The organism is Janibacter sp. A1S7, from assembly GCF_037198315.1.
In the GTDB taxonomy this organism is placed as follows: domain Bacteria; phylum Actinomycetota; class Actinomycetes; order Actinomycetales; family Dermatophilaceae; genus Janibacter; species Janibacter alittae.
On sequence record NZ_CP144913.1, the window covers coordinates 2,089,074 to 2,115,595 of the forward strand.

The 26,522-nt window shown below is 71.3% G+C and carries 27 protein-coding genes; 7 read left to right on the top strand and 20 right to left on the bottom strand.

Annotated features, from left to right (window positions below):
* The 6 genes from V1351_RS10005 to lepA are packed head-to-tail and all read right to left on the bottom strand — an operon-like array spanning position 1 to position 4,930.
* A complete protein-coding gene (locus V1351_RS10005) occupies positions 1–477 on the bottom strand; it encodes a hotdog fold domain-containing protein (RefSeq protein WP_338748001.1) in 477 nt (158 codons plus the stop codon).
* A gap of 33 nt (positions 478–510) precedes the next feature.
* Positions 511–1,029 carry an SRPBCC family protein gene (locus V1351_RS10010; RefSeq protein WP_338748002.1) on the bottom strand — a complete coding sequence of 173 codons (519 nt, stop codon included), beginning with the start codon at positions 1,027–1,029 and terminating at the stop codon, positions 511–513.
* On the bottom strand, positions 1,026–1,754 hold the full coding sequence (locus V1351_RS10015; RefSeq protein ID WP_338748003.1) for a hypothetical protein: 729 nt from the start codon (positions 1,752–1,754) through the stop codon (positions 1,026–1,028). The genes V1351_RS10010 and V1351_RS10015 overlap by 4 nt, the downstream gene beginning before the upstream one ends.
* Positions 1,755–1,812: 58 nt before the next feature.
* Positions 1,813–2,211 (bottom strand): VOC family protein, encoded by a 399-nt coding sequence (locus tag V1351_RS10020; protein WP_338748004.1) that lies wholly within the window; start codon positions 2,209–2,211, stop codon positions 1,813–1,815.
* Between the two features lie 4 nt (positions 2,212–2,215).
* Positions 2,216–3,034 carry an AraC family transcriptional regulator gene (locus V1351_RS10025; RefSeq protein ID WP_338748005.1) on the bottom strand — a complete coding sequence of 273 codons (819 nt, stop codon included), beginning with the start codon at positions 3,032–3,034 and terminating at the stop codon, positions 2,216–2,218.
* Positions 3,035–3,058: 24 nt separating this feature from the next.
* Complete coding sequence (gene lepA, locus V1351_RS10030; protein WP_338748006.1) at positions 3,059–4,930, bottom strand: translation elongation factor 4; 1,872 nt, start codon at positions 4,928–4,930, stop codon at positions 3,059–3,061.
* Between the two features lie 96 nt (positions 4,931–5,026).
* Here lepA and V1351_RS10035 point away from each other — a divergent pair, with 96 nt between their 5' ends.
* Entirely contained in the window at positions 5,027–5,467 is a 441-nt protein-coding gene (locus tag V1351_RS10035) for a type II toxin-antitoxin system PemK/MazF family toxin (RefSeq protein WP_338748007.1), read from the top strand.
* A gap of 65 nt (positions 5,468–5,532) precedes the next feature.
* On the opposite strand, the gene rpsT is transcribed toward V1351_RS10035, so the two are convergent.
* The 6 genes from rpsT to V1351_RS10065 all read right to left on the bottom strand — a co-directional run bounded on the left by rpsT (position 5,533) and on the right by V1351_RS10065 (position 11,337).
* Positions 5,533–5,793: a 30S ribosomal protein S20 gene (gene rpsT / locus V1351_RS10040; protein ID WP_338748008.1), complete on the bottom strand. Its 261-nt coding sequence runs from the start codon at positions 5,791–5,793 to the stop codon at positions 5,533–5,535.
* A gap of 176 nt (positions 5,794–5,969) precedes the next feature.
* The gene (gene holA / locus V1351_RS10045) at positions 5,970–6,932 is read right to left on the bottom strand and encodes a DNA polymerase III subunit delta (protein ID WP_338748009.1); all 963 of its coding nucleotides are present in this window, start codon (positions 6,930–6,932) and stop codon (positions 5,970–5,972) included.
* Positions 6,929–7,903: an aldo/keto reductase gene (locus V1351_RS10050; RefSeq protein ID WP_338748010.1), complete on the bottom strand. Its 975-nt coding sequence runs from the start codon at positions 7,901–7,903 to the stop codon at positions 6,929–6,931. The genes holA and V1351_RS10050 overlap by 4 nt, the downstream gene beginning before the upstream one ends.
* A 10-nt stretch (positions 7,904–7,913) precedes the next feature.
* Complete coding sequence (locus V1351_RS10055) at positions 7,914–10,142, bottom strand: ATP-dependent DNA helicase (protein ID WP_338748011.1); 2,229 nt, start codon at positions 10,140–10,142, stop codon at positions 7,914–7,916.
* 67 nt (positions 10,143–10,209) lie between these two features.
* Complete coding sequence (locus V1351_RS10060; protein ID WP_338748012.1) at positions 10,210–10,509, bottom strand: thioredoxin family protein; 300 nt, start codon at positions 10,507–10,509, stop codon at positions 10,210–10,212.
* Between the two features lie 123 nt (positions 10,510–10,632).
* Positions 10,633–11,337 (bottom strand): haloacid dehalogenase type II, encoded by a 705-nt coding sequence (locus tag V1351_RS10065; protein WP_338748013.1) that lies wholly within the window; start codon positions 11,335–11,337, stop codon positions 10,633–10,635.
* A gap of 148 nt (positions 11,338–11,485) precedes the next feature.
* On the opposite strand from V1351_RS10065, the gene V1351_RS10070 reads away from it, so the two are divergent.
* The 3 genes from V1351_RS10070 to V1351_RS10080 are packed head-to-tail and all read left to right on the top strand — an operon-like array spanning position 11,486 to position 15,482.
* Complete coding sequence (locus V1351_RS10070) at positions 11,486–13,573, top strand: MMPL family transporter (protein ID WP_338748014.1); 2,088 nt, start codon at positions 11,486–11,488, stop codon at positions 13,571–13,573.
* The gene (locus tag V1351_RS10075; protein ID WP_338748015.1) at positions 13,570–14,862 is read left to right on the top strand and encodes a sensor histidine kinase; all 1,293 of its coding nucleotides are present in this window, start codon (positions 13,570–13,572) and stop codon (positions 14,860–14,862) included. The genes V1351_RS10070 and V1351_RS10075 overlap by 4 nt, the downstream gene beginning before the upstream one ends.
* Complete coding sequence (locus V1351_RS10080; RefSeq protein ID WP_338748016.1) at positions 14,859–15,482, top strand: response regulator transcription factor; 624 nt, start codon at positions 14,859–14,861, stop codon at positions 15,480–15,482. Before V1351_RS10075 ends, V1351_RS10080 begins: the two co-directional genes overlap by 4 nt.
* A gap of 35 nt (positions 15,483–15,517) precedes the next feature.
* Here the strand turns inward: V1351_RS10080 and V1351_RS10085 are convergent, their stop codons facing one another.
* The gene (locus V1351_RS10085; protein ID WP_338748017.1) at positions 15,518–16,057 is read right to left on the bottom strand and encodes a hypothetical protein; all 540 of its coding nucleotides are present in this window, start codon (positions 16,055–16,057) and stop codon (positions 15,518–15,520) included.
* Positions 16,054–17,067: a GNAT family N-acetyltransferase gene (locus V1351_RS10090; RefSeq protein WP_338748018.1), complete on the bottom strand. Its 1,014-nt coding sequence runs from the start codon at positions 17,065–17,067 to the stop codon at positions 16,054–16,056. Before V1351_RS10090 ends, V1351_RS10085 begins: the two co-directional genes overlap by 4 nt.
* 47 nt (positions 17,068–17,114) lie before the next feature.
* Between V1351_RS10090 and V1351_RS10095 the strand changes: the two genes are divergently transcribed.
* Complete coding sequence (locus tag V1351_RS10095) at positions 17,115–19,721, top strand: DEAD/DEAH box helicase (RefSeq protein ID WP_338748019.1); 2,607 nt, start codon at positions 17,115–17,117, stop codon at positions 19,719–19,721.
* Positions 19,718–20,002 carry a DUF4031 domain-containing protein gene (locus V1351_RS10100; RefSeq protein WP_338748020.1) on the top strand — a complete coding sequence of 95 codons (285 nt, stop codon included), beginning with the start codon at positions 19,718–19,720 and terminating at the stop codon, positions 20,000–20,002. The genes V1351_RS10095 and V1351_RS10100 overlap by 4 nt, the downstream gene beginning before the upstream one ends.
* Here the strand turns inward: V1351_RS10100 and V1351_RS10105 are convergent.
* The 3 genes from V1351_RS10105 to V1351_RS10115 are packed head-to-tail and all read right to left on the bottom strand — an operon-like array spanning position 19,959 to position 22,016.
* Positions 19,959–20,618: a hypothetical protein gene (locus tag V1351_RS10105; RefSeq protein WP_338748021.1), complete on the bottom strand. Its 660-nt coding sequence runs from the start codon at positions 20,616–20,618 to the stop codon at positions 19,959–19,961. The two genes, V1351_RS10100 and V1351_RS10105, sit on opposite strands and share 44 nt — an antisense overlap.
* Before the next feature lie 12 nt (positions 20,619–20,630).
* Positions 20,631–21,050, bottom strand: a complete 420-nt coding sequence (locus V1351_RS10110; protein ID WP_338748022.1) for a VOC family protein — start codon at positions 21,048–21,050, stop codon at positions 20,631–20,633.
* Positions 21,051–21,104: 54 nt separating this feature from the next.
* Positions 21,105–22,016 carry a LysR family transcriptional regulator ArgP gene (locus V1351_RS10115; protein ID WP_338748023.1) on the bottom strand — a complete coding sequence of 304 codons (912 nt, stop codon included), beginning with the start codon at positions 22,014–22,016 and terminating at the stop codon, positions 21,105–21,107.
* Positions 22,017–22,085: 69 nt separating this feature from the next.
* Between V1351_RS10115 and V1351_RS10120 the strand changes: the two genes are divergently transcribed.
* Entirely contained in the window at positions 22,086–22,682 is a 597-nt protein-coding gene (locus V1351_RS10120) for a LysE/ArgO family amino acid transporter (RefSeq protein ID WP_338748024.1), read from the top strand.
* Between the two features lie 2 nt (positions 22,683–22,684).
* On the opposite strand, the gene hflX is transcribed toward V1351_RS10120, so the two are convergent.
* From hflX to V1351_RS10135, 3 genes are all read right to left on the bottom strand, one after another.
* Complete coding sequence (hflX, locus tag V1351_RS10125; RefSeq protein WP_338748025.1) at positions 22,685–24,208, bottom strand: GTPase HflX; 1,524 nt, start codon at positions 24,206–24,208, stop codon at positions 22,685–22,687.
* Positions 24,209–24,378: 170 nt separating this feature from the next.
* Positions 24,379–24,570 (bottom strand): pyridoxine 5'-phosphate oxidase C-terminal domain-containing protein, encoded by a 192-nt coding sequence (locus tag V1351_RS10130; protein WP_338748026.1) that lies wholly within the window; start codon positions 24,568–24,570, stop codon positions 24,379–24,381.
* A gap of 186 nt (positions 24,571–24,756) precedes the next feature.
* The gene (locus V1351_RS10135) at positions 24,757–26,463 is read right to left on the bottom strand and encodes a glycerol-3-phosphate dehydrogenase/oxidase (protein WP_338748027.1); all 1,707 of its coding nucleotides are present in this window, start codon (positions 26,461–26,463) and stop codon (positions 24,757–24,759) included.
* Positions 26,464–26,522: the final 59 nt, after the last annotated feature.

A 26,522-nucleotide genomic window follows, 5' to 3' on the forward strand; every position in this document is an offset into this window, starting at 1 on the left:
TCAGTCCCTCGTGCTCGGCTTCATCGACACGTAGACGGGGATGACGCCCTCGACGGCGACCACCCCGTCGGTGCGCACGGCCTTGACGCGGATGTCGACGTCACCGGGGCCGCGTGCCCAGTCGGACGCGTCGGTCTCGGCGATGCAGAGCAGGTCGGTGGTCGACTTCGCCAGGTAGTCCACCCGCAGACCCCGCGGCAACCACCGCATCCCACCGGGGCAGGTGGCTTCGGCGAGCAGACCCATCGCGGCCTCGAGACCGTTGCACACGGCGATCGCGTGCAGCGTGCCGATGTGGTTGTGCACCGCCTTGCGGTTGGCGATGGACAGCTCTGCGTAGTTGGGACGGACCTCGCGCACCTTCGGCCGCACGGTCGCGAAGTAGGGCGCCTTCCTGCTGTAGAACAGCGAGAAGATCTCCTTGCCTCGCGGGAGACGCGCGATGCGCTTGTACAGGGTGAAGGTCTGCTGTGCCACATGAGCACCCTAAGCGCGCGCCGAGGCGGGGCATCAGCCGGGCCCGGCAACCCCCTGCTGTCCCTCGACGACGCGCTTGATTGCCGCGAGCGTCTGCGTGATCCCGGTGTGGGCCTGCTCGATGCGCGCTCGGATCTGCGTCTCGGCGTCCGCTGCGTACTTCTCCCGGAACATCTGCAGGCCCGGCGGCAGGAACTGCCAGCTCTCGGTCAGCTCGGTCCGACCCCCCGCCGGAGCCAGGGCGAAGCCCCACCTGACGAAGCCGTCGCCCACGATCCACGCGAACTCACGGCCCCGCTCGGCCGCCACGACCTGTGAGCGGGTCTGCCAGGTCCGCTCGGGCAGCTCGTTCCGTCCGGTGAAGCGCGCCCCCACCTGCCCGGCCTCGCGGGGATCGTCCCACCAGCACGCGACGCAGATCGGGCTCCACTCGCCGGTGCGCGTGATGTCGGAGACCGTGTCGTAGACCACCTCCGGTGGCGCCGCGACCTCGATCGTCTCCTCGTGGCTGAATCGTCCTGGATCGTTGATGATGACCTCCGCGTCCGTCACTTGTGCTGGCGCCGGCTACCGCCGTGCCAGTCCTCCTGCACGCCCACCTCGCCCGGTTCGACGCCGAGCCCGGCCAGCTGCGGGAGCTCCCGAAGGCTGCGCTTGAGCTCGGCGAACCCGGGAAAGCCGGCCAGGCCGACCACGTGGTCCCACAGCTGCGCAGCAGAATCCTCATCCGGCAGCCGACTGATCACCGGCCCGAAGAACGCCACGCCCTCCGGGGGGCGGAAGTGCAGGATCGGTGTCCCGACGTCCTTGCCCACGAGGGAGAGCGCTTCGTCGGTCTCGGCCCGGACCTGCCGGTCCCAGGTGTCGTCGTCGAGCGCCCGGGCGAGCTCCGTCGGCAGACCGGCGTCGGCGAGGACCGGCTCGACGAAGGCCACGGTCCCGCGCAGCTCGGCGCGTTCCCGGTCCCCCGCGTCGTCGGGCGCGGTGTCGAAGATGCGCGTGCCGAGGGCGGCGTACAAGGCGTCCACGGCCTCGGCGCCGTGATCGGCCCGGGTACGCGCGGCCACCCGCAGCAGCCGCTGGCCGGCGGTGTGCCCGGCCTCGTAGCCAGCAGGGAACTGGGCGTCGTAGTCGACCTCGGCGTTGACCATGCGAAGGGAGATGAAGCGCCAGTCGACGGTCAGGCCCCGCTGGTCGCGGACCATGCGAACCCACTTGCTGGTCAGCCAGCAGAAGGGACACACGGGATCGAAGTAGAAGTGCAGGTCGGCATCCATCGCCTCACCCTAGATCGTGCCGACTGTACGCACGACCTCTCGACACCCAGGAGCCCACTCACCCGGCGTAGGTGCCGAAGCTCCAGGAGTTGCCCTCGGGATCGAGGATGCTGAACCCTCGCGACCCGTAGTCGGCGTCCTCCAGCGGCCGTGTGAACGTGGCCCCGGCTGCCTCGGCGCGGGAGTGCACGCCACCGGGGTCGTCGGTGACGACATAGAGCATCGCGCCGCCGACCGGGGTCGTGAAGTGCGGGTCATCGGGGCGGGCGCTCGAGATCATCACCCGGCCCCCTTCGGGCCAGAGCACCTCGCTGTGCTGCACGATGCCACCGTCCTCGACGACGATCCCCTCGGTGAAGCCCAGACCGACGAGCCAGTCGCGCAGGGCCGCAGGGTCACGGGCCGTCAGGCCGGGCCAGATGTTGTGGTCGGTGCGGGCGGTGTCGTTGCTGTCCATGCCCTCATGATCGCCCCGGAGAGGACGTCGTGTCTTGGACGAATGCGATGTCGTCCTCGCGCAACCACCGGGTCGGGGACGTGCCCGCGAAGGCGAGCCAGTCGCGGTTGAGGTGGCTCTGGTCGGCGTACCCTGCCCGTGCCGCAACCTCCGTGAGCGGGCGTCCCGCCGAGATCAACCGGTGGCTCTCCCGGAAACGCAGCACCCGCGCGGTCGTCTTGGGCGGGTAGCCGTACTCCTGGCGGAAACAGTGGGTCAGGTGTCGGCTCGACCACCCCACATCCTCCGCGAGGCCTGCGATCGGCGCCCGACCACGCGTGCGACTGAGCATGTTCCATGCATGCTCCACCTCCGCTCGCGGCTCCCACGAGGTGTCGCGATGGGTGAAGAGCGCCTCGACGACGAGAGCGAACCGCTCGCGCCATCCCGGCGTGTCGCAGAGCTGCTCGTGGAGGCGACGTGCGGACGGGCCGACGAACTCAGCGAGATCGACCGAGGTCCCCACGATCTCGCCGGGTGGCCCGCCGAGCAGCAGGGCAGCGCCCCGTGGGGTCAGCCCCAGCTGGACCCCGTGCTGGAATCCGTCGTGGAGGATGTGCGCCGGGGACGCGTGCAGCCCCGCGACCACGGTGTCGAAGCGCCCCCTTCGCCCGTCGGCACCGATGAGGTGGAGCGGCTGGTCGAGCGCGAGCACGAGGGTGATCGTGCCGGACGGCATGCCGATGTGGGTCCCCGGTGACGCCCCGTCGATGCGGTAGCCCACCATCGACTCGGCGTAGGGTCGCAGACCGGGCGGAATCGCTGCCTCGACGACGTCCGTCACCCGTCCAGCGTAGCGACGTCCGGGCTACTTCTTGGCCTTCTCCACGGCGTTGTCGTCGGAGGAGAGAGCGGCGATGAAGGCCTCCTGAGGCACCTCGACGGTGCCGATGTTCTTCATCCGCTTCTTGCCCTCCTTCTGCTTCTCGAGCAGTTTGCGCTTGCGGGAGATGTCACCGCCGTAGCACTTGGCGAGCACGTCCTTGCGGATGGCCCGGATCGTCTCGCGCGCAATGATCCGAGAGCCGATGGCGGCCTGGATCGGCACCTCGAACTGCTGGCGCGGGATGAGCTCGCGCAACTTGCCGGCCATCATCGTGCCGTACGCGTAGGCCTTGTCCTTGTGGACGACGGCGCTGAAGGCGTCCACGCCCTCGCCCTGCAACAGGATGTCGACCTTGACCAGGTCGGACGACTGCTCCCCGGCCTCCTGGTACTCCAGCGAGGCGTAGCCCCGCGTCCGGGACTTCAGCTGGTCGAAGAAGTCGAAGACGATCTCCGCGAGCGGCAGCGTGTAGCGCATCTCGACGCGCTCCTCGGACAGGTAGTCCATCCCGCCGAGCTGGCCGCGCTTGCCCTGGCACAGCTCCATGATCGGGCCGATGAACTCGCTCGGGGCGAGGATCGTGGCCTTGACGATCGGTTCGCGCACCTCGGCGACCTTGCCGTAGGGGAACTCGCTCGGGTTGGTCACCTCCACCGCGGTCCCGTCGTCCATCGTCACCTCGTAGATGACATTGGGCTGGGTGGAGATCAGGTCGAGGTTGAACTCCCGTTCGAGGCGCTCGCGCACGATCTCCAGGTGCAGCAGCCCGAGGAAGCCGCAGCGGAAACCGAAGCCGAGTGCGGCGGAGGTCTCCGGCTCGTAGGCCAGGGCGGCGTCGTTGAGCTTGAGCTTGTCCAGCGCGTCGCGCAGCGTCGGGTAGTCGCTGCCGTCCATCGGGTACAGACCCGAGTAGACCATCGGGCGGGGCTCCCGATAGCCCCCGATGGCCGTATCAGCCGGTGTGGCCGCGGCCGTGACGGTGTCGCCGACCTTGGACTGGCGCACATCCTTCACACCGGTGATCAGGTAGCCGACCTCGCCGACACCCAGGCCCTTGCTCGCGACCATGTCGGGTGCGATCACCCCGATCTCGAGGAGCTCGTGCGTCGCCCGCGTCGACATCATGACGATCTTCTCGCGGGGGTGGAGGGCGCCGTCGACGACGCGGACGTAGGTGACGACACCGCGGTAGTTGTCGTAGACGGAGTCGAAGATCATCGCGCGGGCCGGTCCGTCGGCGTCGCCCTCGGGCGGCGGGAGCTGGGTGACGATCTCGTCGAGGAGTTCCTCGACGCCTTCGCCCGTCTTGCCGCTGACCTTGAGCACGTCGGCCGGGTCGCATCCGATGAGACCGGCGATCTCCTCGGCGTACTTCTCCGGCTGGGCGGCCGGCAGGTCGATCTTGTTCAGCACCGGGATGATCGTCAGGTCGTTCTCCATGGCCAGGTACAGGTTGGCCAGGGTCTGCGCCTCGATGCCCTGGGCGGCGTCGACGAGCAGGACCGCGCCCTCGCAGGCGGCGAGCGAGCGGGAGACCTCGTAGGTGAAGTCGACGTGTCCCGGGGTGTCGATCATGTTGAGGCAGAAGACCTCGGACCCGCCCGCGGCGTAGTCCATCCCCCACGGCATCCGCACGGCCTGCGACTTGATGGTGATGCCGCGCTCACGCTCGATGTCCATCCGGTCCAGGAACTGGGCCCGCATCAGCCGTTCCTCGACCACCCCGGTGATCTGCAGCATCCGGTCGGCCAACGTGGACTTGCCGTGGTCGATGTGGGCGATGATGCAGAAGTTGCGGATCTGCGCCGGCGGGGTCGCGTTCGGCGGGAGGGCCTCACTGGCCTTGGGTGACACGGGTGGCGGACCTCGGGGTCGTCGGGACACGGACTCTGGCGTCCCATACTCCCACGGACCGGCCGCCGGGACGAACGACCCGGCTACGGTGCTCCCATGGACGGTTACCCCGGTGACTACGAGGCAGTCCCCCCGTTGGAGTGGGCTCCCACCCCGCAGGACCCGACCCCGTCACCCGGGGAGGTCGTGTGGGCCCACGTCCCCTACGAGGAGGACCACACCCGGGGCAAGGACCGCCCCGTCCTGCTCATCGGACGCGACGGGCCGTGGTTGCTCGGTCTGCAGCTGACGAGCGTGGACCACGATCTCGACGAGGCCCAGGAGGCGAGCGCGGGGCGACACTGGATCGACATCGGCGCCGGGCAGTGGGACCACCGCGGGCGGCGCAGCGAGGTACGCGTCAACCGCGTGATCCGGATCGATCCCTCCGCCGTACGACGTGACGGGGCGGTACTGCAGGAGGATCTCTTCGTCGCCGTCGCCACAGCGGTGCGGGCGGTGGCCGCGGGCCGGGCGTACGACGACGACCCGGTCTGAGCACACGAAGGGGGCCGGTCACCGCAGTGGTGACCGGCCCCCTTCGAGGTTCAGCGGTGCTCGGTTCAGAGCGAGTTGACCTTCTTCGCCATGGCCGACTTCTTGTTGGCGGCCTGGTTGGCGTGGATGGCGCCCTTGGTCACGGCCTTGTCGAGCTTGGTGCTCGCGGTCACGAGAGCCGACTTCGCGGTCTCGGCGTCGCCGGCCTCGACGGCCTTGCGGACCTTGCGGATCCAGGTGCGCAGCTCAGACTTGATCGCACGGTTGCGCTCGGTGCGCTCGTTGTTCGTCTTCACGCGCTTGATCTGGGACTTGATGTTTGCCACAGGTGTTCTTTCGTCGTCGGTCGATGATTGCCGTTAGAGGGCGGCAAGACGTCTCGGGACCGGCGTGGGGACACCGTGGGAGAGACGCCCTGGGTGGTGCTCGCTGTACGCACACGACCATGCGCGCACGCAAAAGCCAAATCTAGCAGCGCCGCTCACCGCCGCCAAACCGCCGGTCAGGAGCCGTTGCGTTCCCGGGAGATCGTCAGGATCGCCTTCTCGACGGCGTACACGGGATCGCGTCCCCCGCCCTTGACCTCGACGTCGGCCGCGGCGACGGCCTGGATGCTCCGGCCCAGCGCGTCGCCGCTCCATCCCTGGAGGGCCCGGCGAGCCTTGTCGATCTGCCAGGGCGCCATACCCAGGTCACGGGCGAGGTCGGCGCTGCGACCGCGGGCCGCTCCCCCGACCTTGGCCAGCTGCCGCAGCTGCATCGCGATGACGGCGACGATGGGCACCGGATCGACCCCGACGTCGACGGCGTGGCGCAGCAGCCGCAGGGCCTCCCCGGTGTGGCCGGCCACCGCGGCGTCGGCGACCTTGAAGCCGGTCGCCTCGACCCGCCCGCCGTGGTACCGCTCGACCACGTCCGCGTCGATGACCCCGGTGGTGTCGTCCACGAGCTGCTGGCAGGCGGAGGCCAGCTCGCGCACGTCCTTGCCGACGGCCTCGACGAGCGCCTGGACCGCGTCCGGGCTCGCCCTGCGCCGGGCCGTGCGGAACTCGTTGGTGACGAACTCCGCCTTGTCGCGGTCGCTCTTGATCGCCGGGGCAGGGATGACGTGTGCCTTGGCCTTCTTCAGCGTGTCGAGGACCCGCTTGCCCTTGGTGCCCGAGGCGTGGGTGACGACGAGGGTCACCGAGTCCGCCGGGTCGGCGAGGTAGGTCAGCAGGTCGAGCTGGAGCGCGTCGGGCGCTTGGTGCAGGTCGCGCACGATGATCACCTTGTCCTCGCCGAAGAGGGAGGGACTGGCCTGGACGGTCAGCTCGCCCTCCTCGTAGCCCTCGGCCGTGAGCGTGACGACGTCGACCTCGGGAGTGCTCACCCGCACGTCGGCGAGGACCTGCTCGACCGCCCGGTCCGCGAGGACGGTCTCCGGCCCGGAGACGAGCACGAAGGGGGGCGCGCCGGCGCTCAAAAGAGCGCCACCTTCGGCTCCGGGGGAAGGATCTGGTCGAGCGCGGCCTCGTCCTCGGCGGTCGGCGCCCAGCTGATCGCCTCGGCGTTCTGCCGGACCTGCTCGGCTCGGGTGGCTCCGGCGATGACGCTGCTGACGCTCGGGCGGGTGGCCAGCCAAGAGAAAGCGACCTCCAGCTCGCTCAGGTCGCGTTCCCGGGCGAAGTCGCCGAGAGCGCGCAGCTGGTCGAGATCGGCCCCGGCGACCAGGTGCCGCCCGGACTGGCTCAGCCGGCTGCCCTCGGGTGCCACCCCCGAGGAGTACTTGCCGGTGAGCAGACCGCTGGCGAGCGGGAAGTACGGCAGCACACCCAGCCCGTAGGCCTCCGCTGCCGGGGTGACCTCGAGCTCGGCGCGGCGGTCGAGGAGGTTGTAGTGGCTCTGGCTGGAGATGAACCGTGCTCCCCCGCGCGCTCGGGCGACGTACTCGGCCTCGGCGATCTGCCAGCCGGCGCGGTTGGAGTGGCCGATGTAGCGGACCTTGCCGGAGCGCACGAGGTCGTCGAGCGCGTCGAGCGTCTCCTCGATCGGTGTCAACGGGTCCGGGCTGTGGAACTGGTAGAGGTCGATGTGGTCGGTACCCAGTCGCCGCAGCGAGGCCTCGACCGCGGTCGTGATGTAGCGCCGCGAGCCTCGGGCGCCGAAGTCGGGGCCGTTCGTCCCTCGCACGTCCATGCCGAACTTCGTCGCGACGACCACGTCGTCGCGGCGGCTGCCCAGCGACGCGCCGAGCATCGCCTCGGACAGACCGGGCTCGGCGCCGTAGGTGTCGGCGGTGTCGAAGAGTGTGATGCCGGCGTCGAGCGCGGCGTGCACGACGGCGTCGCTGCCCTCCTGGTCCTGGGTGGCGGCACCACGCCGACCGAGGTTGTTGCACCCCAGACCGACAGCGGAGACGGTCAGGCCGGAGCGTCCGAGGCGGCGAAGTTCCATGGGCGACAGGCTAGCCCCGGGACGGGACCGCGAGTCCGAGCGCCTTCGCCCGGGCCGCGACCGCCGACTCACCACGAGCGAGCGAGACGGCGAGCTCTGCCAGCGGCAGCCCGAGGTCGACGCCGTCCCGCAGCTCGTCGTCGTCCTGGGTGGACCACCCCTCGCCCTGCGTGACTGCCGTGCGCGCCCCGTCGGCGGGTCCGGGGTCGCCGGCGACCGGCTGGCCGGTCATTCCCCGCTTCGCCGGGTCGGCGACGGCCTGGACCTCGGGGGCGATCTGGTCGAGGCGTCGCAGCGCGCCGAGGACGAGCTCACGGTCGGTCGTCGGCCAGAAGGGCGGCAGCGAACGCTGCAGGAAGCCGGCGTAGCGCGCCTTGATCATCCGGTTGTCGAGGAAGGCGACGACGCCGCGATCGTCACCCTTGCGGATGAGTCGGCCGGCGCCCTGCGCGAGCCGCAGGGCGGCGTGCGTGGCGGAGACCGCCATGAAGCCGTTACCGCCACGACGGGCGATCTCCTGGGTACGGGCCGACGAGAGCGGGTCGTCGGGCCGGGGGAAGGGAATGCGGTCGATGAGCACGAGCTGGCAGGCGCTGCCGGGGACGTCGACGCCCTGCCAGAGGGTGAGCGTCCCGAAGAGGATCGTCTTCGGGTCACGCGCGAAGTCGCGCACGAGGGTGCCGATCGTCTCCTCGCCCTGGCAGCGCACGGTGAACTCCTCGTCGAGTCGCTCGCGCATGGCCTCGCTCGCCTCCCTGGCGGCGCGCATGGAGGAGAAGAGCCCCAGGGTGCGACCGCCGGCGGCGCGCACGAGCGCCTCGATCTCGTCGAGGGTCTGTGGGGCGAGGCCATCACGCCCGGGGGCGGGCAGGTGCTCGGCGACGTAGGCGATGCCCTGCTGGGAGTAGTCGAAGGGTGACCCGACGTCGAGCCCCGTCCACTCCGGCGATCCGGGACCGCGCAGCCCGAGTGTCCCCGCGACGGCGTCGAAGGTGCCACCGAGCTCGAGGGTGGCCGAGGTGAGGATGACGGTGCGGTCCCGTACGGACTCGTCCTCATCGGTGGCGCCGCAGCCGAAGATCCGCTCCCGCATCCGCATGGCGACGCTCATCGGCGCCACCCGCAGCACCGGCCCGCGCCGTGTGTCGCGGCTGACCCAGATGACGTCGAGCTCGTGCTCCTCGAGCATCCGTCCGGCGGTCTCGTGCAGCTCGTCGACCGCGGCGAGGGCGATCTGGCGGGGACCGTCGACGTTCTCCCCCTTCGGCGGCTTCATCTGGGTGAGCAGGGTGCGGCCGACGTCGCGGCACCGACCGAGGATGCTCGCCAGGGAGTCGGGGATGCCGGCCGTGAGCCGCCCCTCGGGGGCCTGCTCCAGCACCGCCTCGAGGTCACCGGCCAGGTCGTCGAGCGCGTCGTCCGACTCGGCGTACTTGCGCGCCCGCTTGGCGGCGGCGCGGATCCCGCCCGGCGTCAGCTCGTCGGTGACGGTCGAGGTGACCCGGTCGACGAGCTCGTGGGCCTCGTCGATGACCAGGACGTCGTGCTCGGGCAGCATCGGTCGCCCCTCGAAGGCGTCGATGGCCATGAAGGAGTGGTTGGTGACGATGATGTCGACGTCCTTGGCGGCCTCGCGGGAGCGCTCGACGAAGCACTCGGCGACCATCGGGCACTTCGAGCCCAGGCACTCCTGGGCGGAGACCGACACCTGGCGCCACGCCTTCTCCGAGACGCCGGGGACGAGCTCGTCGCGGTCACCCGACTCGGTCTCGGCCGCCCACTCGCGCACCCGGACGACCTCCTTGCCCAGGCGGCCGGCAGCAGCATCCACCTCGCCGATGTCGAACATGCCCTCGTCCTCGTCGGGGAACCCGCCCTCGACCTTGTGCTTGCACACGTAGTTGCGTCGACCCTTGACGATCGCGTAGGTGGGGCGGCGCTTCACCTGACCGGCGAGTGAGTCGGCCAGCCGGGGCATGTCCCGGTCGACGATCTGTGCCTGCAGCGCCAGGGTCGCGGTGGCGACGACCGCCGGGCGTCCGGTGCGCTGCGCGTGCTCGACGGCAGGAACGAGGTAGGCGAGGGACTTACCGGTCCCGGTGCCCGCCTGCACGAGCAGATGCTCCTCGGTGTCGATGGCACGGGCCACGGCGGTGGCCATCTCGACCTGCCCGGGCCGGGTCGTGCCACCCACTCCCCCGACGGCCGCGGCGAGCAGGGACTCAACTGACGAGGACACCGCCCCACCCTAGGACGCCTCAGCGACATCCCGCAGCGTCATCCACAGGACGCCGATCGCGATGCGCTCACGCCTGGGCGATCACGGCCCGCAGCTGCGCCAGGGTGGGCACGCCGGAGGGTCCCTCCGGGGTGCGGTACACCCGACACGACAGGCCCACCGCCGTGTCGGGTGCGGCGAAGGGGTCCTCACCGTCCACGAGGATGCTGGGCGACCCGTGGAAACCCAGTCGCTGCGCCTCCTCGACCGACTCCACGAGTTGTCGGGTCACCGTCACGTCGCTCCGTTCAGCGGCGATCGCGGCGAGCCGTGCGTCGGCGACCTCCCAGTTCGGGCACCCCTGGAAGTACTGCAGTGTGACGTCCATGACGACGACCGTAGACCGTGGCACGTCCACCATCCCGGCGCGCGGGAAACGCGTGAGGACCCGGTTGACCGAGGCGCGCCCCTGCACCTCGGCTGCCCAGCGGGCTCGTCAGTCGGGCGCGAATCAGGCAGGGGGCCGAGCGAGCTGATCGGCCAGCTCGGTCAATGAGCCGACCCGCAGACCGGGAGCCCTGAAGTAGTCCGGGTAGGGACCGTCGGTCCGGTTGATCCACGCGGTGGTCAGGCCTGCCCGCGCGGCACCGTCGATGTCCCACGGATGGACGGCGACGAGCATCGCGTCCGCGGGGTCGACGTGGCTGCGGCCCAGCGCGTGGGCGTAGGCGTCCGCTGCCGGCTTCCACAGGCGGGCGTCCTCCACCGAGAGGACCACCTCGAAGTGGTCACGTACGCCGGCGCGCTCGAGTAGCGCCTCGGCGACCGACGGCGAGCCGTTGCTCAGGGTCACCATCCGGATGCCGCATGCCGCCAGTCCACGGATCCCCTCCCGGACATCGGCATGCATCGGCAGGTCGGCGAACCCGGCCATGATGTGCTCGGCCGCCTCCTGCACGCCACGGTCCAGCGGCTGTGCGTCGAGGACGACGCGCAGCGTCTGGAACGCAACGGTCGCAAAGGACTCGTTCACACCGACCGAGGTCAGGGCGAAACCGTCCCGAAGCACTCCCGCGAACCACGTCCGGGCCAGGTGTGCGGGCGCCCCGACATCCTCGAAGCGTTGACCCATCGCAGCCATGTCGGACAGCGTTTCGTTGACGTCGAAGATCACCAGGGCTGGTCGCCCGGGCCCGTCGTGGCGCTGGTTCGTCATCCCCCACCCTAATCACGGCCCCGGTCCCGGGGCCCCGACGAGCCTCCGGGGGACGTCGGATGCCCGTCCCCATCCACCGAAAGGTTGACCGGCGGACCAACCTCCAGCGCGATGTGCCGGCACCCCCTCAACGGCTGGAATGGGTGGCATGCCAACCACCCTGCATCCGCATCGTCCCGAGGCGCCGCCACAGCAGCGCACCGCCGGGCGCGCCCGCTGGCTCACCAGCCGCCGCGGGGCCCCCGCCGTCATCCTCCTGGCTCTCGTCCTGGCGGGCCTGGCCAACGCCTTCTTCGGCTCGGCCGAGCCACCGGCCCGCGGTGCGGGGTACCCGGCCAGCGCCGAGTCGGCCGTCGTCGCCCAGCAGCTCGAGACCTTCCCCGGCAGTGACCGCGCCCCCGCCATCCTCGTCGCGACGAAGGACGGCGAGCAGCTCTCCGCCTCGGACACCTCCGCCCTGGAAGACCTGGCGAGACAGGTGGCCCCGGGCTCGCAGCGGCCGTCACCGGTCACTCTCTCCGACGACGGCGAGGCCGCGGTCACGACCGTCTCCGTCGCGACCACGGGTGACGGCGACGAGACCGTCGAGCGCATCGACGCGCTGCGGGCCGACATCGCCGAGCACACCCCCGACGGGATGACGGTGCAGGTGACCGGCGGACCCGCCTTCGCAGCCGACATCACCTCCTCCTTCGACGGGGCGAACTTCACCCTGCTGGCGGTCACGATCGCCGTGGTCGCGGTGCTGCTCCTGCTCACCTACCGCTCCCCCGTGCTCTGGCTCGTCCCGCTGGCCGTCGTCGGCCTCGCGGACCGGGTCGCCGGATGGCTCACCGCAGCCGTCGGTGAGGCCAGTGGTCTCCCCTTCGACGCGGGTATCGTCTCGGTGCTCGTCTTCGGCGCCGGCACCAACTACGCCCTCCTGCTGATCTCCCGCTACCGCGAGGAGCTGCACCAGCACGAGAACCACCGCACGGCGATGGCCGTGGCCTGGCGGGCTACCGTCCCGGCGATCCTCGCGAGCAATGCCACGGTCGTGCTGGCGCTGGGCACGCTGCTGCTGGCGACCGTCCCGGGGACCCGCGGCCTGGGGCTGGCATCCGCCACCGGGCTGGTCGTCGCGCTGCTGGCCGTCGTGCTCGTCCTCCCGGCCGCGCTGGCCCTCCTCGGGCGACGGGTCTTCTGGCCCTTCATCCCCCGGCCGGGGCGGGCGCTGAGCCACGAGGGCATCTGGGCGACGGTCGCCCGCCGGGTGGTCGCCCGCCCGGGTGCGCACCTCGTCGGCGGACTCGCCCTGCTCGCGGTGCTCGCCTCCGGACTCGCCGGGGCGAGCGTGGGCCTGAGCCAGGCCGACTCCTTCCGTACCGCATCGCAGTCCGCTGACGGCCTCGTCACCGTCGGTGAGCACTTCCCCGCCGGGATGACCGCCCCCTTCGCCGTCACCACCGACGCGGCGCACGCCCCGGAGACGATCTCCGCGCTGGAGTCCGTCGACGGGGTCACCTCCGTGCGACCCGCCGGGGAGAACGGCGCCGGCCTGGCACGGATCAGTGTCACCGGCGAGCCGTCACCGGGGACCCCGGCCAGCCTCGACCTGGCCGAGGACCTGCGCTCCGCGGCGCACGGCGTGGACGGGGCCGACGCACTGGTGGGGGCCGGCTCGGCCGAGCTGCTGGACGCACGGGCAGCCGCCGACACGGATCTGGAGATCATCGTCCCGCTCGTGCTGCTCGTCAGCCTCGTCGTGCTCGGTCTGCTGCTGCGCGCCGTCATGGGACCGCTCGTGCTGCTCGCACTCAACGTCTCCAGCGCCCTGGCTGCCCTGGGACTGGGTGCCTGGCTGGACGAGCACCTGCTGGGGCACCCGGCGCTGGACGTGCAGGTGCCGCTGATCGCCTTCCTCTTCCTCGTGGCCCTGGGGATCGACTACACGATCTTCCTCATGCACCGGGCCCGGGCGGAGGCCGCCGAGCACGGTACCCGTGAGGGCGTCTCGCGTGCGGTGGCCCACACCGGTGGGGTTATCACGAGCGCCGGTGTCGTCCTCGCCGCGGTCTTCGCAGCGCTGGGTGTCCTGCCGCTGGTGGTCCTGGGTCAGCTGGGTCTGATCGTCGGGATCGGTGTCCTGCTCGACACCCTGGTCGTACGCACGATCGTCGTGCCGGCGGCCGCGGCCCTCCTCGGGGACCGCTTCTGGTGGCCTTCACGCCCCAGCCGGGTAGCGTCCCGTACGTGAGTGCTCCAGACGTCTCGGGACCGGGGGCCACCCCGCACGCCCGGCTCGCCGGCCCGGTCGGCGTCCCCGGCGAGGAGTCCGTCGCCGGCGGCACGGCCAGGTGGCTGCGGTGGGGTCAGCACGCGCTGCTCGCCGCGCTCGCCGCGATCTGCCTGACCCGTGCCGTCGCCGCAGGCGCCCACCCCGCCGCCGAGGTGGGCGCCCTGCTCGTCTTCGTGGCCTGGTACCTCGTCGGGATCCCGCTGGCCCGCCGTGGGGTGGGCGGGGCTGCTTGGTTCCTCGTCCTCTCCCTGCTGTGGGGCGTCCTCGTGCTCGTCTCCCCGGAGAACGTCTGGCTCGCCTTCCCGCTCTGGCTGCTCGCCGGCCACCTGCTGCCACTCGTCGGTGGGGTGCTGGTCTCCGTGCTCATCCTCGTGGTCGTCGTCGCCGAGCCGGTCCGGCAGGTGGGTGGGACCAGCTTCGCCGCGGTCATCGGACCGCTGATCGGGATGGTGGTCGCGCTCGGCATCTCCCGGGCCCAGATGGCCCTCGTGCGTGACGGCATCGAACGCCAGCGGCTGATCACCTCGCTCTACAGCGCCCAGGAGGAGACGGCCGCCCTGACCGACGAGCTGGCCCGCCTGCAGCGGGCCGCTGGCGCCACGAGCGAGCGCACCCGCCTGTCCCGCGACATCCACGACGGCATCGCCCAGGGCTTCTCCTCGATCCTGCTGCTCGCCCGCGCGGCGCGCGCGGAGGAGGACACGACCCGGGTGCGCGAGCTGCTCGCCCACCTCGAGACCAGCGCCGCCGAGGGGCTGGAGGAGTCCCGCCGCGTCGTCGGCGCCCTCGCTCCCGCCGATCTGGACGAAGGGGGTCTGGTCGCCGCCCTGCACCGCGTCACCGAGCGCTTCGAGGCGGAGAGCGGCGTGACCGCCCGGATCGTCACCACCGGCTCCGTCCCTCCGGTCCCGACCACGACGGAGGTGGCCCTCCTGCGGTACGTGCAGGGCGCGCTGGCCAATGTACGTACCCACGCCCGGGCCGAGTCGGTCGTCGTCAGCCTCGACGGGTCCACCGAGAGCATCCGGGTGGACGTCGTCGACGACGGGCAGGGCTTCGACACCACCGACTGGACCACCCGGACGCCACGCTCCCCGGGCGACGGTGGCTACGGACTGCGGGCCACGCGCACCCGCCTGCGCGAGCTCGGCGGTGGATTGGCGCTCGAGTCCGCACCGGGTGAGGGGACCGTTGTCTCGGCGTGGCTGCCCGTGCACGATCACGGCGCGGACGGAGACTCCCGGTGAGCGCCCGCGTCGTCGTCGTCGAGGACCACCCGGTCACCCGGATGGGGATCGTCGCCCTGCTCACGCAGGACGAGCGCATCACGGTCGTCGGCGAGGCCGGGACCGGCGAGGAGGCGATGACGGTCGTCGGACGGGAGAGCCCGGATGTCGTCGTCACGGACCTGCGTCTGGGCGAGGGGATGGACGGGGTCGGGGTGACCACCTCCCTTCGCGCCCGGGCGCCTGCTCCGGCGGTGCTCGTGCTCACGACCTACGACACCGACCGGGACATCGTCCGGGCGGTGGAGGCCGGCGCCGCAGGCTACCTGCTGAAGGACACCGATCCGGCCGAGATCACCTCCGCGGTGCTGCGTGCCGCCGCCGGCGAGACCGTCCTCTCCCCGGCGCTCGCGCAGCGGGTCGTCGCTCGGATCTCCCGCCCACGGGCCGTCCTCTCCCCGCGGGAGGTCGAGACCCTGGCCGCGGTGGCACGCGGTCTGTCCAACAAGGAGATCGCCCGCGAGCTGTTCATCTCCGAGGCGACGGTCAAGACGCACCTCGTGCACGTCTTCACCAAGTTCGACGTCGACTCACGCACCGCAGCGGTCGCCCGGGCCCGCGAGGAGGGACTGCTCAACTGACGTCGGGGATGCGCTCGGGCCCGGCGACGGCCATCTCAGCGACCGAGGATCCGCCCCCAGAACCCCCCACGCGGCGGGAGCTCCACCAGTCCGGGCTCGGTGTCCGGGGTCGGCGGCTCCGACCGCAGGGCGCCGACCAGCAGCGCCGGTCCGGGGGCGGGGCCGGACAGCGAGGTCGGGTCGATGCTCCACTCCCCCGCGACCCCAGGCAGGTCGTCCTCGGCGGCCTCGACCTCGCGCCACACGGCACCACGCTCCACGAGGAGGCAGCGGCGCGAGCCGTCCTCGGCCCGATGGAAGAGCTGCACCCCGGTGCCGAGCATGGCCGACAGCGTCGTGATCCGCGCCGCGGAGGGCCGTGCCACGTCCTCGCCGACGACGAGCGTCCACCGGCTCCCTGCTCCCGGGATCGGAGGCAGCACGGCGGTTGCGCTGCCGAGCGCCTCGCGGACGGCCTCGTCCACCTCGACGACCCGCCCGCCGGTGAGGCCGAGCGCCTCGACGACCACGGTCTGCGGCTGGCCACGGACGGCCAGCCAGGCCTGCTCGTGGCCGAAGGGCACCAGCTCGCTCACAGCGACCTCGCCATGATGACGCCGTCACGGTCGTCGCCGGCCGCCACGCGGAGCGCACCCGGCACCCGACCGACCTCGGTGTAGCCGTAGCGGGTGTAGAACTCACCCAGGCCGGTGCCGCCCCGGTAGTCCAGGGTCACCAGCTCCACACCCCGCTCGCGGGCGGCCCGGTGCAGGCCGGCCATGAGCAGGGCGCCGTGGTTGGTGCCCCGCGTGGCCGGGTCGGTCATGATCCGCTCGAGGGTGGCTCCGTGACGCGTCAGCGGCCCGGTGGAGCCGACGAGGAAACCGAAGCCGAGCAGGTCACCCACCGGGGAGTTCAGCGACACGCACGCCGTCCCGCCCGCCTGCATCCGGCTCGCGTAACCGTCGAGCACCGGCGCCACCTCCTCCGCGGAGGCTCCGGGCAGGAACCCGACCGCCCCGCCGGCGTCGTTGACCTCGACCCACATGGCGAGCATCGCCTCGCCGGCACGCGAGGGGATGCGCTCGGCGACACGCACGTACGGCAGCTCCAGCACCTGCCAGTCCCCCTCGTCGGTGGTGTGGTCGAGGTCCGCCACGTGTGCCATGCCGGCCGACTCGAGCGTCGATCGGGTGGCGGCATCCTCCGGGGCGACCCGCATGCGGATCGGGAGGTCGGGCAGCCACTCGATGGCATGGGCGCTCGCCAGGCGCAGGGCCCGGACCTCGAGGGCCTCGTTGGCGGCCCGCTCGGCGGTGCGCAGGGTGAGCCGGATGAACTCGGCATGGGCGCGCAGACCGACGAAGCCGACCGCGTCGCCCCCCGACTCCCGGATGATCCAGGTGCCGTAGCCGTGCTCGTCCCAGTGCTCCTGCCACACGGCGACGATCTGCGCCGGTCGCTCCGCCTCGGCGGGGACGCCCATCAGCTCGGCCACGAGCGAGGCGTCGGCATCGACGGGTGGGTGCATCGTGATCGCGTCGGTGATGATGGCACGAGGCGTGGAGCATCCGTGCCCGTCCGTGGTGAATCGGGGGTAACTCACAGGCCCATGGTGCACCACACGGGTCTCGCTGGGACGATGTGGACACGATGACGTCGACACACACCGCCCCCGCTCACCTGTCCGTCCCGATCGGGACGGACCCCGACGATGTCTTCGAGCGCTTCTCGCAGTGGTCGACCGGGCGGGGACTCACCCTGTACCCGCACCAGGAGGAGGCGTTGCTGGCGCTCCTGGGTGATGACCACGTCGTGCTCGCGACCCCCACGGGCTCCGGCAAGTCACTTGTGGCCACCGGCGCGATCGCGCACGCGCTCGCCAAGGACCAGGTCGCCTTCTACACCGCCCCGATCAAGGCGCTCGTCAGCGAGAAGTTCTTCGACCTGTGCGCCGTCTTCGGCGCGGACAACGTCGGCATGCTCACCGGCGACGCCTCGGTCAACGCCGATGCCCCGATCATCGTGTGCACCGCCGAGGTCCTGGCCAACCTCGCCCTGCGCGAGGGCAACACCGCAGACGTCGGACTCGTGGTCATGGACGAGTTCCACTACTACGCGGAGCCCGAGCGTGGGTGGGCGTGGCAGGTGCCGCTCCTCGAGTTGCCGCAGGCCCAGATGCTGCTGATGTCGGCGACCCTCGGTGACACCCGTGCCATCGAGCAGGACCTGGCCGAGCGCACCGGACGGGACGTGGTCGTGGTCGACGACGCCGAGCGCCCGGTGCCCCTGACCTTCTCGTGGGCGATGACCCCGCTGCAGGAGACGATCGAGGAGATCCTCGAGTGGCAGCGTGCGCCCGTGTACGTCGTCCACCAGACGCAGGCCAAGGCCGCGGAGCACGCCAGGCTGCTGCAGACCCTCAGGCTCCTCGCCCCGGCGGAAAAGCAGGCCATCGCCGACCGGCTCGCGGACTTCCGGTTCTCCGCCGGCTTCGGCCGCACCCTCTCGGCGATGCTGCGTCGCGGGGTCGGAGTGCACCACGCGGGCATGCTGCCCCGCTACCGGCGGCTCGTCGAGCAGCTCGCCCAGGCCGGTCTGCTCAAGGTCATCTGCGGGACCGACACCCTCGGCGTCGGCATCAACGTGCCGATCCGCACCGTGCTCTTCACCTCGCTGACGAAGTTCGACGGCACCCGCCACCGCGTGCTGCGGGTGCGCGAGTTCCTGCAGATCGCCGGGCGCGCCGGGCGGGCGGGGTACGACACCGAGGGTTACGTCGTCGTCCAGGCACCCGAGCACGTCATCGACAACCACCGCGCCCTGGCCAAGGCCGGGGACGACGAGAAGAAACGCAGGAAGGTCCAGCGCAAGAAGGCACCCGAGGGCTTCGTCGTGTGGACCGAGGACACCTTCACGAAGCTGACGACGGCGCAGCCGGAGACGTTGCGCTCCCGGATGAAGGTCGACAACGCGATGATCCTCAACGTCGTCGCCCGCCCCGGCGACGCGGTCGCCGCCCTCTCCCGCCTCACCAGGGACAACCACGAGGAGGCGAAGGGGAGGGCTCGCCTCGCCCGTCGCGCCATCCGTCTGGGGCGCAGCCTCCTCGACTCCGGTGTGCTCGAGCGCCTGGCCGAGCCGGACGGGACCGGCCGGACCGTGGACCTGACCGTCGACCTGCCCAGGGACTTCGCGCTCAACCAGCCCCTGGCCCCCTTCGCCCTGGCTGCCCTCGACCTGCTCGACCCGGACGACCCGGGGTACGCCCTCGACGTCGTCTCGACCATCGAGGCGGTCCTCGAGGCGCCGCGGGCCATCCTGATGGCCCAGCAGCACGCCGCCCGCGGCGAGGCGATCGGCGAGATGAAGGCGGACGGTATCGAGTACGACGAGCGGATGCGACTGCTCGACGAGATCACCTGGCCCCAGCCGCTCGCGGAGGAGCTCGCGGCCGCCTTCGAGACCTACCGGCAGACCCATCCCTGGCTGCCCGAGGAGGCACTCGTCCCCAAGTCGGTCGTGCGGCTGATGTGGCAGGAGGGGATGTCCTTCGCGGACTTCGTGCGTCGCTTCGAGCTCGGCCCGCGTGAGGGGCTCGTGCTGCGCTACCTCACCGACGCCTACCGGACCCTCACCCGCACCGTGCCCGAGGCCCACTCCTCCCCCGAGCTGGAGGAGATCATCGAATGGCTCGGCGAGACCGTGCGCCAGACGGACTCGTCGCTACTGGACGAGTGGGACGCCCTGGCCAACCCGGACGCGCACACCCCGGGTCTGGTGAGTCACCAGGAGGCTGCTCCTCCCCCGCGCCCGCTGAGCGCGCGCACGGGGCCCTTCCGTGCGATGGTCCGCGGCGCGATGTGGCAGCGGGTGGACCGGGCCTCGCGCGACGACCTCGGCGCCCTCTCCGGTATCGAGACGGCCGCAGCCGAACTCGCCGACGACGCTCGCTCCCCGGTGATGCGATACGAGGACTGGGACGTCGGTCTCGGTGACTACTGGGACGAGCACGACCGGATCGGGACCGACCAGGACGCCCGCGGACCGCACCACCTGCACATCGAGGAGGAGATCGGTCGACCGCCGGGACTCGACGACTCCGTCGACGCACCGGACGCGCGGCTGTGGCTGGTGCGGCAGACGCTGGCCGACCCCGCGGGGGACCACGACTGGGTCGTCGAGGCCACCGTCGACCTCGACGCGTCCGACCGGATCGGCGAGGCGGTCGTCCTGACGACCGCCCTGAAGCGGCTGTGATCCTCATCGACCCGGCCACGTGGCCGGGCTGGGGCCGCACGTGGAGCCATCTCGTCTCGGACTCCTCGATCGAGGAGCTGCACGACTTCGCCGGTCGGCTCGGCATCCCCCGTCGACTCTTCGACGAGGACCACTACGACGTGCCGGTCGAGCGCTACGACGAGGTCGTCGCCGCGGGGGCGGTCGAGGTCAGCGGTCGCGAGCTGATCCGCCGGCTGCTCGCCAGCGGGCTGCGGGTCACGCAGGCGCAGCGAGCCGGTCGATCTCACGAGCGAGGTTGACCCGGGCCCGCCCGGTCCAGTGCTCGTGCGCGTGGTCGGTCAGGTAGAGCCGATCGCGGGTGGCGAAGGGGGTCAGCACCGCGATCCGCCCTCTCGCGTAGTCCGCGGCGCGCACCTGCCGATACTCCAACCGGACCTGGTGGCAGTAGGCATCGAAGCGCTCGGCGGGTGCCGCGAGGATCCACAGGTCCGCGTCGTGGAAGGCCTTGGTCGCCGGGTCATCCGTCGACATCTCGTGGGTCGCGCTCTCGCGCACCAGCTGGGCGACCCGCGCGATGTCCTCCTCCTTTAGACCGAGCCGCCCCAGGTGGTCCTCGGCCAGCTGCGCCGAGGCCTCCTCGTTGGCCCCGGCCGCGACACCGGCGTCGTAGACCGCGTCGTGGAACCACGCCGCCAGTCCCGCCAGGTGACGGTCACGTCCGGGCAGCTCGCCCTCATCCGACAACTCGTCGAGCGCGGCGAGCACCTCCGCCAGGTGGACCGCGTCGTGGTAGCTGCGGTGGTCCTCCAACCAGCGGTCGAGCAGGTCGGTGGCCTCGGCGAGCAGGGCGTCACGCCCGACGTCGGCGCCCAGGGCGTCGACGTCGGTGAGCCACCGGCTACGGAGGGTCTCCATGTGGGTCGTCCCTCAGGCCTGCGTCGCGTCCCCGGCCACGTTGACCATCCACGGCGTGCCGAACCGGTCGGTGAGCATGCCGAACTCGTCCCCCCACATCTGCTTCTGCAGAGGCATGACGACCTCGGCCCCCTCGGACAGGCCCGCCCAGTACCGTCGCAGTCGTTCCGGCTCGTCACCGCTGAGGCTGATCGACATCCCGGCGCCCTCGTGCCGGGGAGCGCCCGGAGGTGAGTCACTGGCGAAGATCGTGTAGCCGGCATCGGTCTCGAGGCTGGCATGCATCACCTGGTTCGCGATGTCGCCGGCGCCGGGCATCGACTCACCGAACGTGTGCACGACGAGCTCACCGCCGAGGACTGACTGGTAGAACTCCATCGCCTCCCGGCAGGTGGAGTCGAAGTTCAGGTAGGGGTTCAGTCGCGTGGCCATGGGAACCATCCTCTGATACGTCCACGGGACGGGGCAGTCCCGGTGCGGTCAACGCTAGTCCGCTTGACCGACAGCCGGTGGACGTTCGCTGCGACGCGCGGGCCGCAGCTGCCGCGCGGCCTCGTGAACCGCCTCGCCCAAGCGGGTCATCCGCGGGGTCCCGAGGGTCCACACCTGCCAGTACAGGGGCACGTCCCGGTGGGCGCGGCGGCGCAGCAGGACGAGGGTGCCGGTCTGGAGGTCGTCGCCCAGCTGCGCCTCCGGCACCATCGCCCACCCGAGCCCGGCGCGCACCGCCGCGACGAAACCCTCGGACGAGGGCACCTGCGCCGAGGGTGGGTCGGTGGTGACGCCGAGGTCGCGGAGCACACCCCGCTGCAGCTGGTCCTTGGCGTTGAAGCGCAGCACCGGCAGCGACGCCCAGTCGACCCGCCTGCCCCGGGTGAACCGGCGCGCCAGTCGGGGGGAGGCCACGGGCAGGTACCGCATCGCGCCCAGCGACTCGGTGCGACAGCCGGCCACCGGGGCCGGGTCGGCCGTGACGGCACCGACGACGCTGCCGCGGCGCAGGTGCTCGGCGCTGTGCTCCTCGTCCTCGACCTCCAGCTGGATCCTCACGTCGTCCCACCCGGCGGCGACCCCGAGGACCGGCTCGAACCACGTGGCGAGCGAGTCGGCGTTGACGGCGACGGGAAGGTCGACGGCGGCGCCGCCCCCGTCGCCCAGGGCCGCGCGGGCGTCCTCCTCGAGGACGACCATCTGGCGGGCCGCCCGCATCAGTGCCTCCCCCGCGGCCGTGGCACGGCACGGCGTCGACCGCTCGACGAGAACCCGGCCGGCGTCCCGTTCCAGTGCCTTGATGCGTTGGCTGACCGCGGACGGGGTGATGTGGAGGGTGCAGGCCGCGGCGTCGAAGGTGCCGTGGTCGACGACGGCCAGGAGGGCGCGCAACTGGTCGATCTGCATGAAGCAATCCTAATGATCATGCAGAATCATTCATTGGGCTGCGCACACGAAGGGGCCTAGCGTGGACGCGTGCTCACCACCGCCCTCGCCGGGACGCTCACCGGGCTCGCCCTCATCGTCGCCATCGGCGCGCAGAACGCCTTCGTCATGCGACAGGGCCTGCGTCGGGAGCACCTGCTGCCGGTGGTGCTCGTCTGCATCGCAGCCGATGCCGCGTTGATCCTCCTGGGCACCGCGGGAGTGGGTGTCGTCGTGACGGCCCACCCCGACCTCGTGCGGGTGGTCACCTGGCTCGGGGCCGCCTACCTCGTCGGGTACGGCCTGCTTGCGCTGCGCCGGGCAACCAGGCCGCAGGGCCTGTCGATCGCCGATGCACCCGCCTCGCGGGGGTCGGTCGTGCTGACGACGCTCGCCCTGACCTTCCTCAACCCCCACGTGTACCTCGACACGGTGCTGATGCTGGGGTCGATCGCCAACGGGTTCGGTGAGCAGCGGTGGACCTTCGCCGGGGGCGCCGTCGTGGGGAGCACCCTGTGGTTCACCGGCCTGGCCCTGGGCGCCCGTGCTCTCGCCGGGCCCCTCGGCCGCCCCCGCACCTGGCGAGCGCTCGACGGCATCATCGGGGTGACGATGCTCGCCCTGGCGGTCCGACTGGTGACCGCCTGAGATCAGGCCGTCGTCGCGACGAAGGGGGCCAGCTCGGCGGCCAGATCGGGCATCACCTTCGCGTGCACGCGGGTGCCCTGACCGATGTGCTCCTCGGAGAGGAGGTCGGCCTCGTCGTGGAGCCGGCTGACGAGGTCCCCGCGCGAGTAGGGCAGGAGCACCTCGATGTCGATGTCCGGCTTGGGCAGCTCGTCGGCGATGAGCTCGAGCAGCTCGGGTACACCCTCACCGGTGCGCGCGGACACGGCGATCGAGTACTTCTCATGGTGCAGGATCCGGTCGACGACCTCGGGATCGGCCAGATCGGCCTTGTTGACGACGATGACCTCCTTGACATCGGTGGCATCGACGTCGGCCAGGACACCGCGGACCGCTGAGATCTGGCCCTCCGGGTCGGGGTGGGAGCCGTCGACGACGTGCAGCAGCAGGTCCGCGTCGGCCACCTCCTCGAGGGTGGATCGGAAGGCCTCGACGAGCTGGTGCGGCAGGGCGCGAACGAAGCCGACGGTGTCGGTGAGCGTGTACTCGCGCCCGTCCTCGGTCTCGGCGCGGCGGACGGTCGTGTCGAGGGTCGCGAAGAGCTGGTTGTCCACGAGGACACCGGCGTGGGTGAGCCGGTTGAGCAGCGTCGACTTGCCGGCGTTGGTGTAACCGGCGATGGCCACCGCGGGCACGCCGTGGCTGATCCGCTGGGAGCGGCGGGTGTCGCGGTGGGTCTTCATCCCCGCGAGGTCTCGCTTGAGCTTGGCGATGCGAGAGTTGATCCTCCGTCGGTCGAGCTCGATCTTGGTCTCACCGGGTCCACGCGAACCCATACCCAGGCCGCCGGCCGCCTGGCCACCGGCCTGACGGGACATCGACTCACCCCACCCACGCAGGCGCGGCAGGAGGTACTGCAGCTGGGCGAGCTCGACCTGCGCCTTGCCCTCACGGGACTTGGCGTGCTGGGCGAAGATGTCGAGGATCAGCGCGGTGCGGTCGATGACCTTGACCTTGACGACGTCCTCGAGGGCGCGCCGCTGGCTCGGGGCGAGCTCGGTGTCGCAGATGACGGTGTCGGCGCCCTCGGCGAGGACGATCTCGCGCAGCTCGGCGGCCTTGCCGGAGCCGAGGTAGGTGCTCGGGTCGGGGTTCTGGCGGCGCTGGAGGACCCCTTCGAGGACGTCCGAGCCGGCCGTCTCGGCGAGGGCGGCCAGTTCGCGCAGCGAGTTCTCGGCGTCCTCGGCGGTGCCGTCGGTCCACACGGCGGCCAGGACGACCCGCTCCAGCCGCAACTGGCGGTACTCGACCTCGGTGATGTCCTCGAGCTCGGTCGACAGCCCCGAGACCCGACGAAGGGCGGAGCGCTCCTCGCGGTCGAGCTGGTCACCGTCGACGCCGTCATACCCGGTGGGGTCGGCCGGTCGCTCGTCCCCGGCCGCGCGGTCGAGTGCCTCGGCCCGTCGCGAGAGGACCCGATCGATGGTCGGGTCGGCGTCGGTGGCATGGTCCTCGCCGTGCTGGTCGCTGCTCAGTGGTTCTGTCATGTTCTCCTCAGGGTCTCATCAGGGAACGCCATCCGGCCACCGATTAGTCCCGTCGGCCCCCTCGCCCACAGCTCGTGCTCGCCTCGTTCGCCCACGGGACCGGGCCGATGCACCGAGGCGACGGGACAGCCCCACTCGATCGTCACGTCCAGACCCAGCATGGTGGGGTGTCACTCCGAGCCGGTCGTGACCTCTCGCACCCAGTCGTCACCGTTGCGAACGTCGACGACCCGGGTGTGACGCCGGTCGGGTGATCCCTGCCAGTGCTCGACGCGGGTCGGCCGAAGGTGCCACAGGCGCCAGTCCCCCGCCCCGACTGCTGCTCGGGCGTCCGGGCTGCGCGCAGCCAGAGTCCGGCACACCGTCCGCGTCGACGGTGGACACCGTCATGGCGCGCGGCTCGGGCACTCCCACGGCCACGGCATCGTCGAGCCAGGCGAGGAAGAGGTCGACCGGGTCCGCGGGTAGGCGCTCCCGGTCGAGCTCCGGTGGTGTCCCCGTCAGGGACCTGATCGACGCCAGGCGCTCACGGACCGACCGGGCCGGGCTCATCCCTTCGCCATGGTCCGGATGTCCGTGGCCTCGGTGCGCTCGGCATCGGCCCGCTCGTCCTCGGTCATCTGCTGGCTGTCGATCTCGGCCTGCACGCGCCGCAGGTAGTGGTCGATCTCGGAGCGGGTGCGCTCCTCGTCCCAGTCGAGCTCGCGGGCCAGGAGACGACCGGCGGACTCGGCCGCCTCGACGCCCCGGTCCGTCGTCTCGATGGAGATGCGGGTGCGCCGGGTGAGGAGGTCGTTGAGGTGCATCGTGGCCTCGTTGCGGGCGGCGTGGATGACCTCGACCGTGAGGTACTCCTCGGCCCCGGGCAGGGGTGTCGCCAGGGAGCGGTCCTCGTCGATGAGCGAGAAGAGGTCGACGGCCAGCGACCCGTACCGATCCAGCAGGTGGGTGATGCGCCACGGCGGCAGGTCGTGACGCCGGCTGAGGGTGTCGAGCTGGTTGACCAGCGCCTGGTAGCCCTCGGCGCCCACCAGCGGGATGTGCTCCGTGACGCTGTCGGGCACGCCCGCGGACAGGTCCTCACGGGCGGCGTCGACGGCATCGGCGGCCATGACGCGGTAGGTCGTGTACTTGCCGCCGGCGATGGAGATCAGGCCCGGCTGCGGACGGGCGACGGCGTGCTCGCGGCTGAGCTGGGAGGTCTCCTCGCTCTCCCCCGCGAGCAGCGGACGCAGTCCGGCGTAGACGCCCTGGATGTCCTCGCGGGTCAGGGGGGTCAGCAGAACGCCATTGATCTGATCGAGGAGGTAGTCGATGTCGGCCGCGGTGGCGGCCGGATGGGCTCGCGAGAGGCTCCAGTCGGTGTCGGTCGTACCGATGATCCAGTGGGTGTTCCACGGGATGCAGAAGAGAACCGAGGACTCGGTACGCAGGATCAGCCCGGTCTCGGAGTTGATCCGGTCCCGGGCGACGACGAGGTGCACACCCTTGCTCGCGCGGACGTGGAACCGACCGCGTCCCCCGGCCATCCGCTGGATGTCATCGGTCCACACCCCCGTGCAGTTGATGACGACCGAGGCCCTGACCTCGGTCTCGTCCCCGGTCTCCACGTCCAGGACCGTCGCGCCGACCACCCGCTCACCGGCATGGAGCAGGCCGGTGACCTTCGCGGAGTTCAGGACGGTCGCGCCGTAGGCCGCGGCCGTGCGGACCACGGTCAACGTGTGGCGGGCATCGTCGCACTGCGCATCGTGGTACATCAGCCCACCGTGGTGCGCGGAGGGTTTGAGCCCTGGTGCGATCCGGCGCACTCCCCCCTTCGTCAACTGCTTGGTGCGCGGCACCGACCGTGCCCCGCCCATCGTGTCGTAGAGCGTCAGACCGGCCGTGACGTACGGACGCTCCCAGACCGGGTGGGACAGGGGGTAGAGGAAGGAGACCGGCTTGACCAGGTGCGGCGCGATCCGGGTGAGCATCAGCTCCCGCTCCTGCAGTGCCTCGCGGACGAGACCGAAGTTCAACTGCTCGAGGTAGCGCACGCCGCCGTGGAAGAGCTTGCTCGAGCGCGAAGAGGTCCCCGAGGCGAAGTCGCGCTGCTCCACCAGCGCCACCTTCAGACCGCGGGTGGCCGCGTCGAGAGCCACCCCGGCGCCGGTGACGCCGCCGCCCACGACCAGGACGTCGAGGTCGTCCTCGGCGATGCGGCGCCACGCGGATGCGCGCTGGGTAGCGTCCAAGGGGGCGGCGACGGGCATGGTTCCTCCGATGGTCTGGACGAGGGGAGCAACTCCCCTTGTCCGCCAACGGTACGTGC

Excerpts from the sequence above, each read along its gene's own strand:
- V1351_RS10015 (WP_338748003.1), bottom strand. The coding sequence starts at position 1,754 with ATGGATGCCGACCTGCACTTCTACTTCGATCCCGTGTGTCCCTTCTGC.
- V1351_RS10020 (WP_338748004.1), bottom strand. The coding sequence starts at position 2,211 with ATGGACAGCAACGACACCGCCCGCACCGACCACAACATCTGGCCCGGC.
- V1351_RS10035 (WP_338748007.1), top strand. The coding sequence starts at position 5,027 with ATGGACGGTTACCCCGGTGACTACGAGGCAGTCCCCCCGTTGGAGTGG.
- V1351_RS10050 (WP_338748010.1), bottom strand. The coding sequence starts at position 7,903 with ATGGAACTTCGCCGCCTCGGACGCTCCGGCCTGACCGTCTCCGCTGTC.
- V1351_RS10060 (WP_338748012.1), bottom strand. The coding sequence starts at position 10,509 with ATGGACGTCACACTGCAGTACTTCCAGGGGTGCCCGAACTGGGAGGTC.
- V1351_RS10065 (WP_338748013.1), bottom strand. The coding sequence starts at position 11,337 with ATGACGAACCAGCGCCACGACGGGCCCGGGCGACCAGCCCTGGTGATC.
- V1351_RS10070 (WP_338748014.1), top strand. The coding sequence starts at position 11,486 with ATGCCAACCACCCTGCATCCGCATCGTCCCGAGGCGCCGCCACAGCAG.
- V1351_RS10095 (WP_338748019.1), top strand. The coding sequence starts at position 17,115 with ATGACGTCGACACACACCGCCCCCGCTCACCTGTCCGTCCCGATCGGG.
- V1351_RS10105 (WP_338748021.1), bottom strand. The coding sequence starts at position 20,618 with ATGGAGACCCTCCGTAGCCGGTGGCTCACCGACGTCGACGCCCTGGGC.
- V1351_RS10110 (WP_338748022.1), bottom strand. The coding sequence starts at position 21,050 with ATGGCCACGCGACTGAACCCCTACCTGAACTTCGACTCCACCTGCCGG.
- V1351_RS10115 (WP_338748023.1), bottom strand. The coding sequence starts at position 22,016 with ATGCAGATCGACCAGTTGCGCGCCCTCCTGGCCGTCGTCGACCACGGC.
- hflX (WP_338748025.1), bottom strand. The coding sequence starts at position 24,208 with ATGACAGAACCACTGAGCAGCGACCAGCACGGCGAGGACCATGCCACC.
- V1351_RS10135 (WP_338748027.1), bottom strand. The coding sequence starts at position 26,463 with ATGCCCGTCGCCGCCCCCTTGGACGCTACCCAGCGCGCATCCGCGTGG.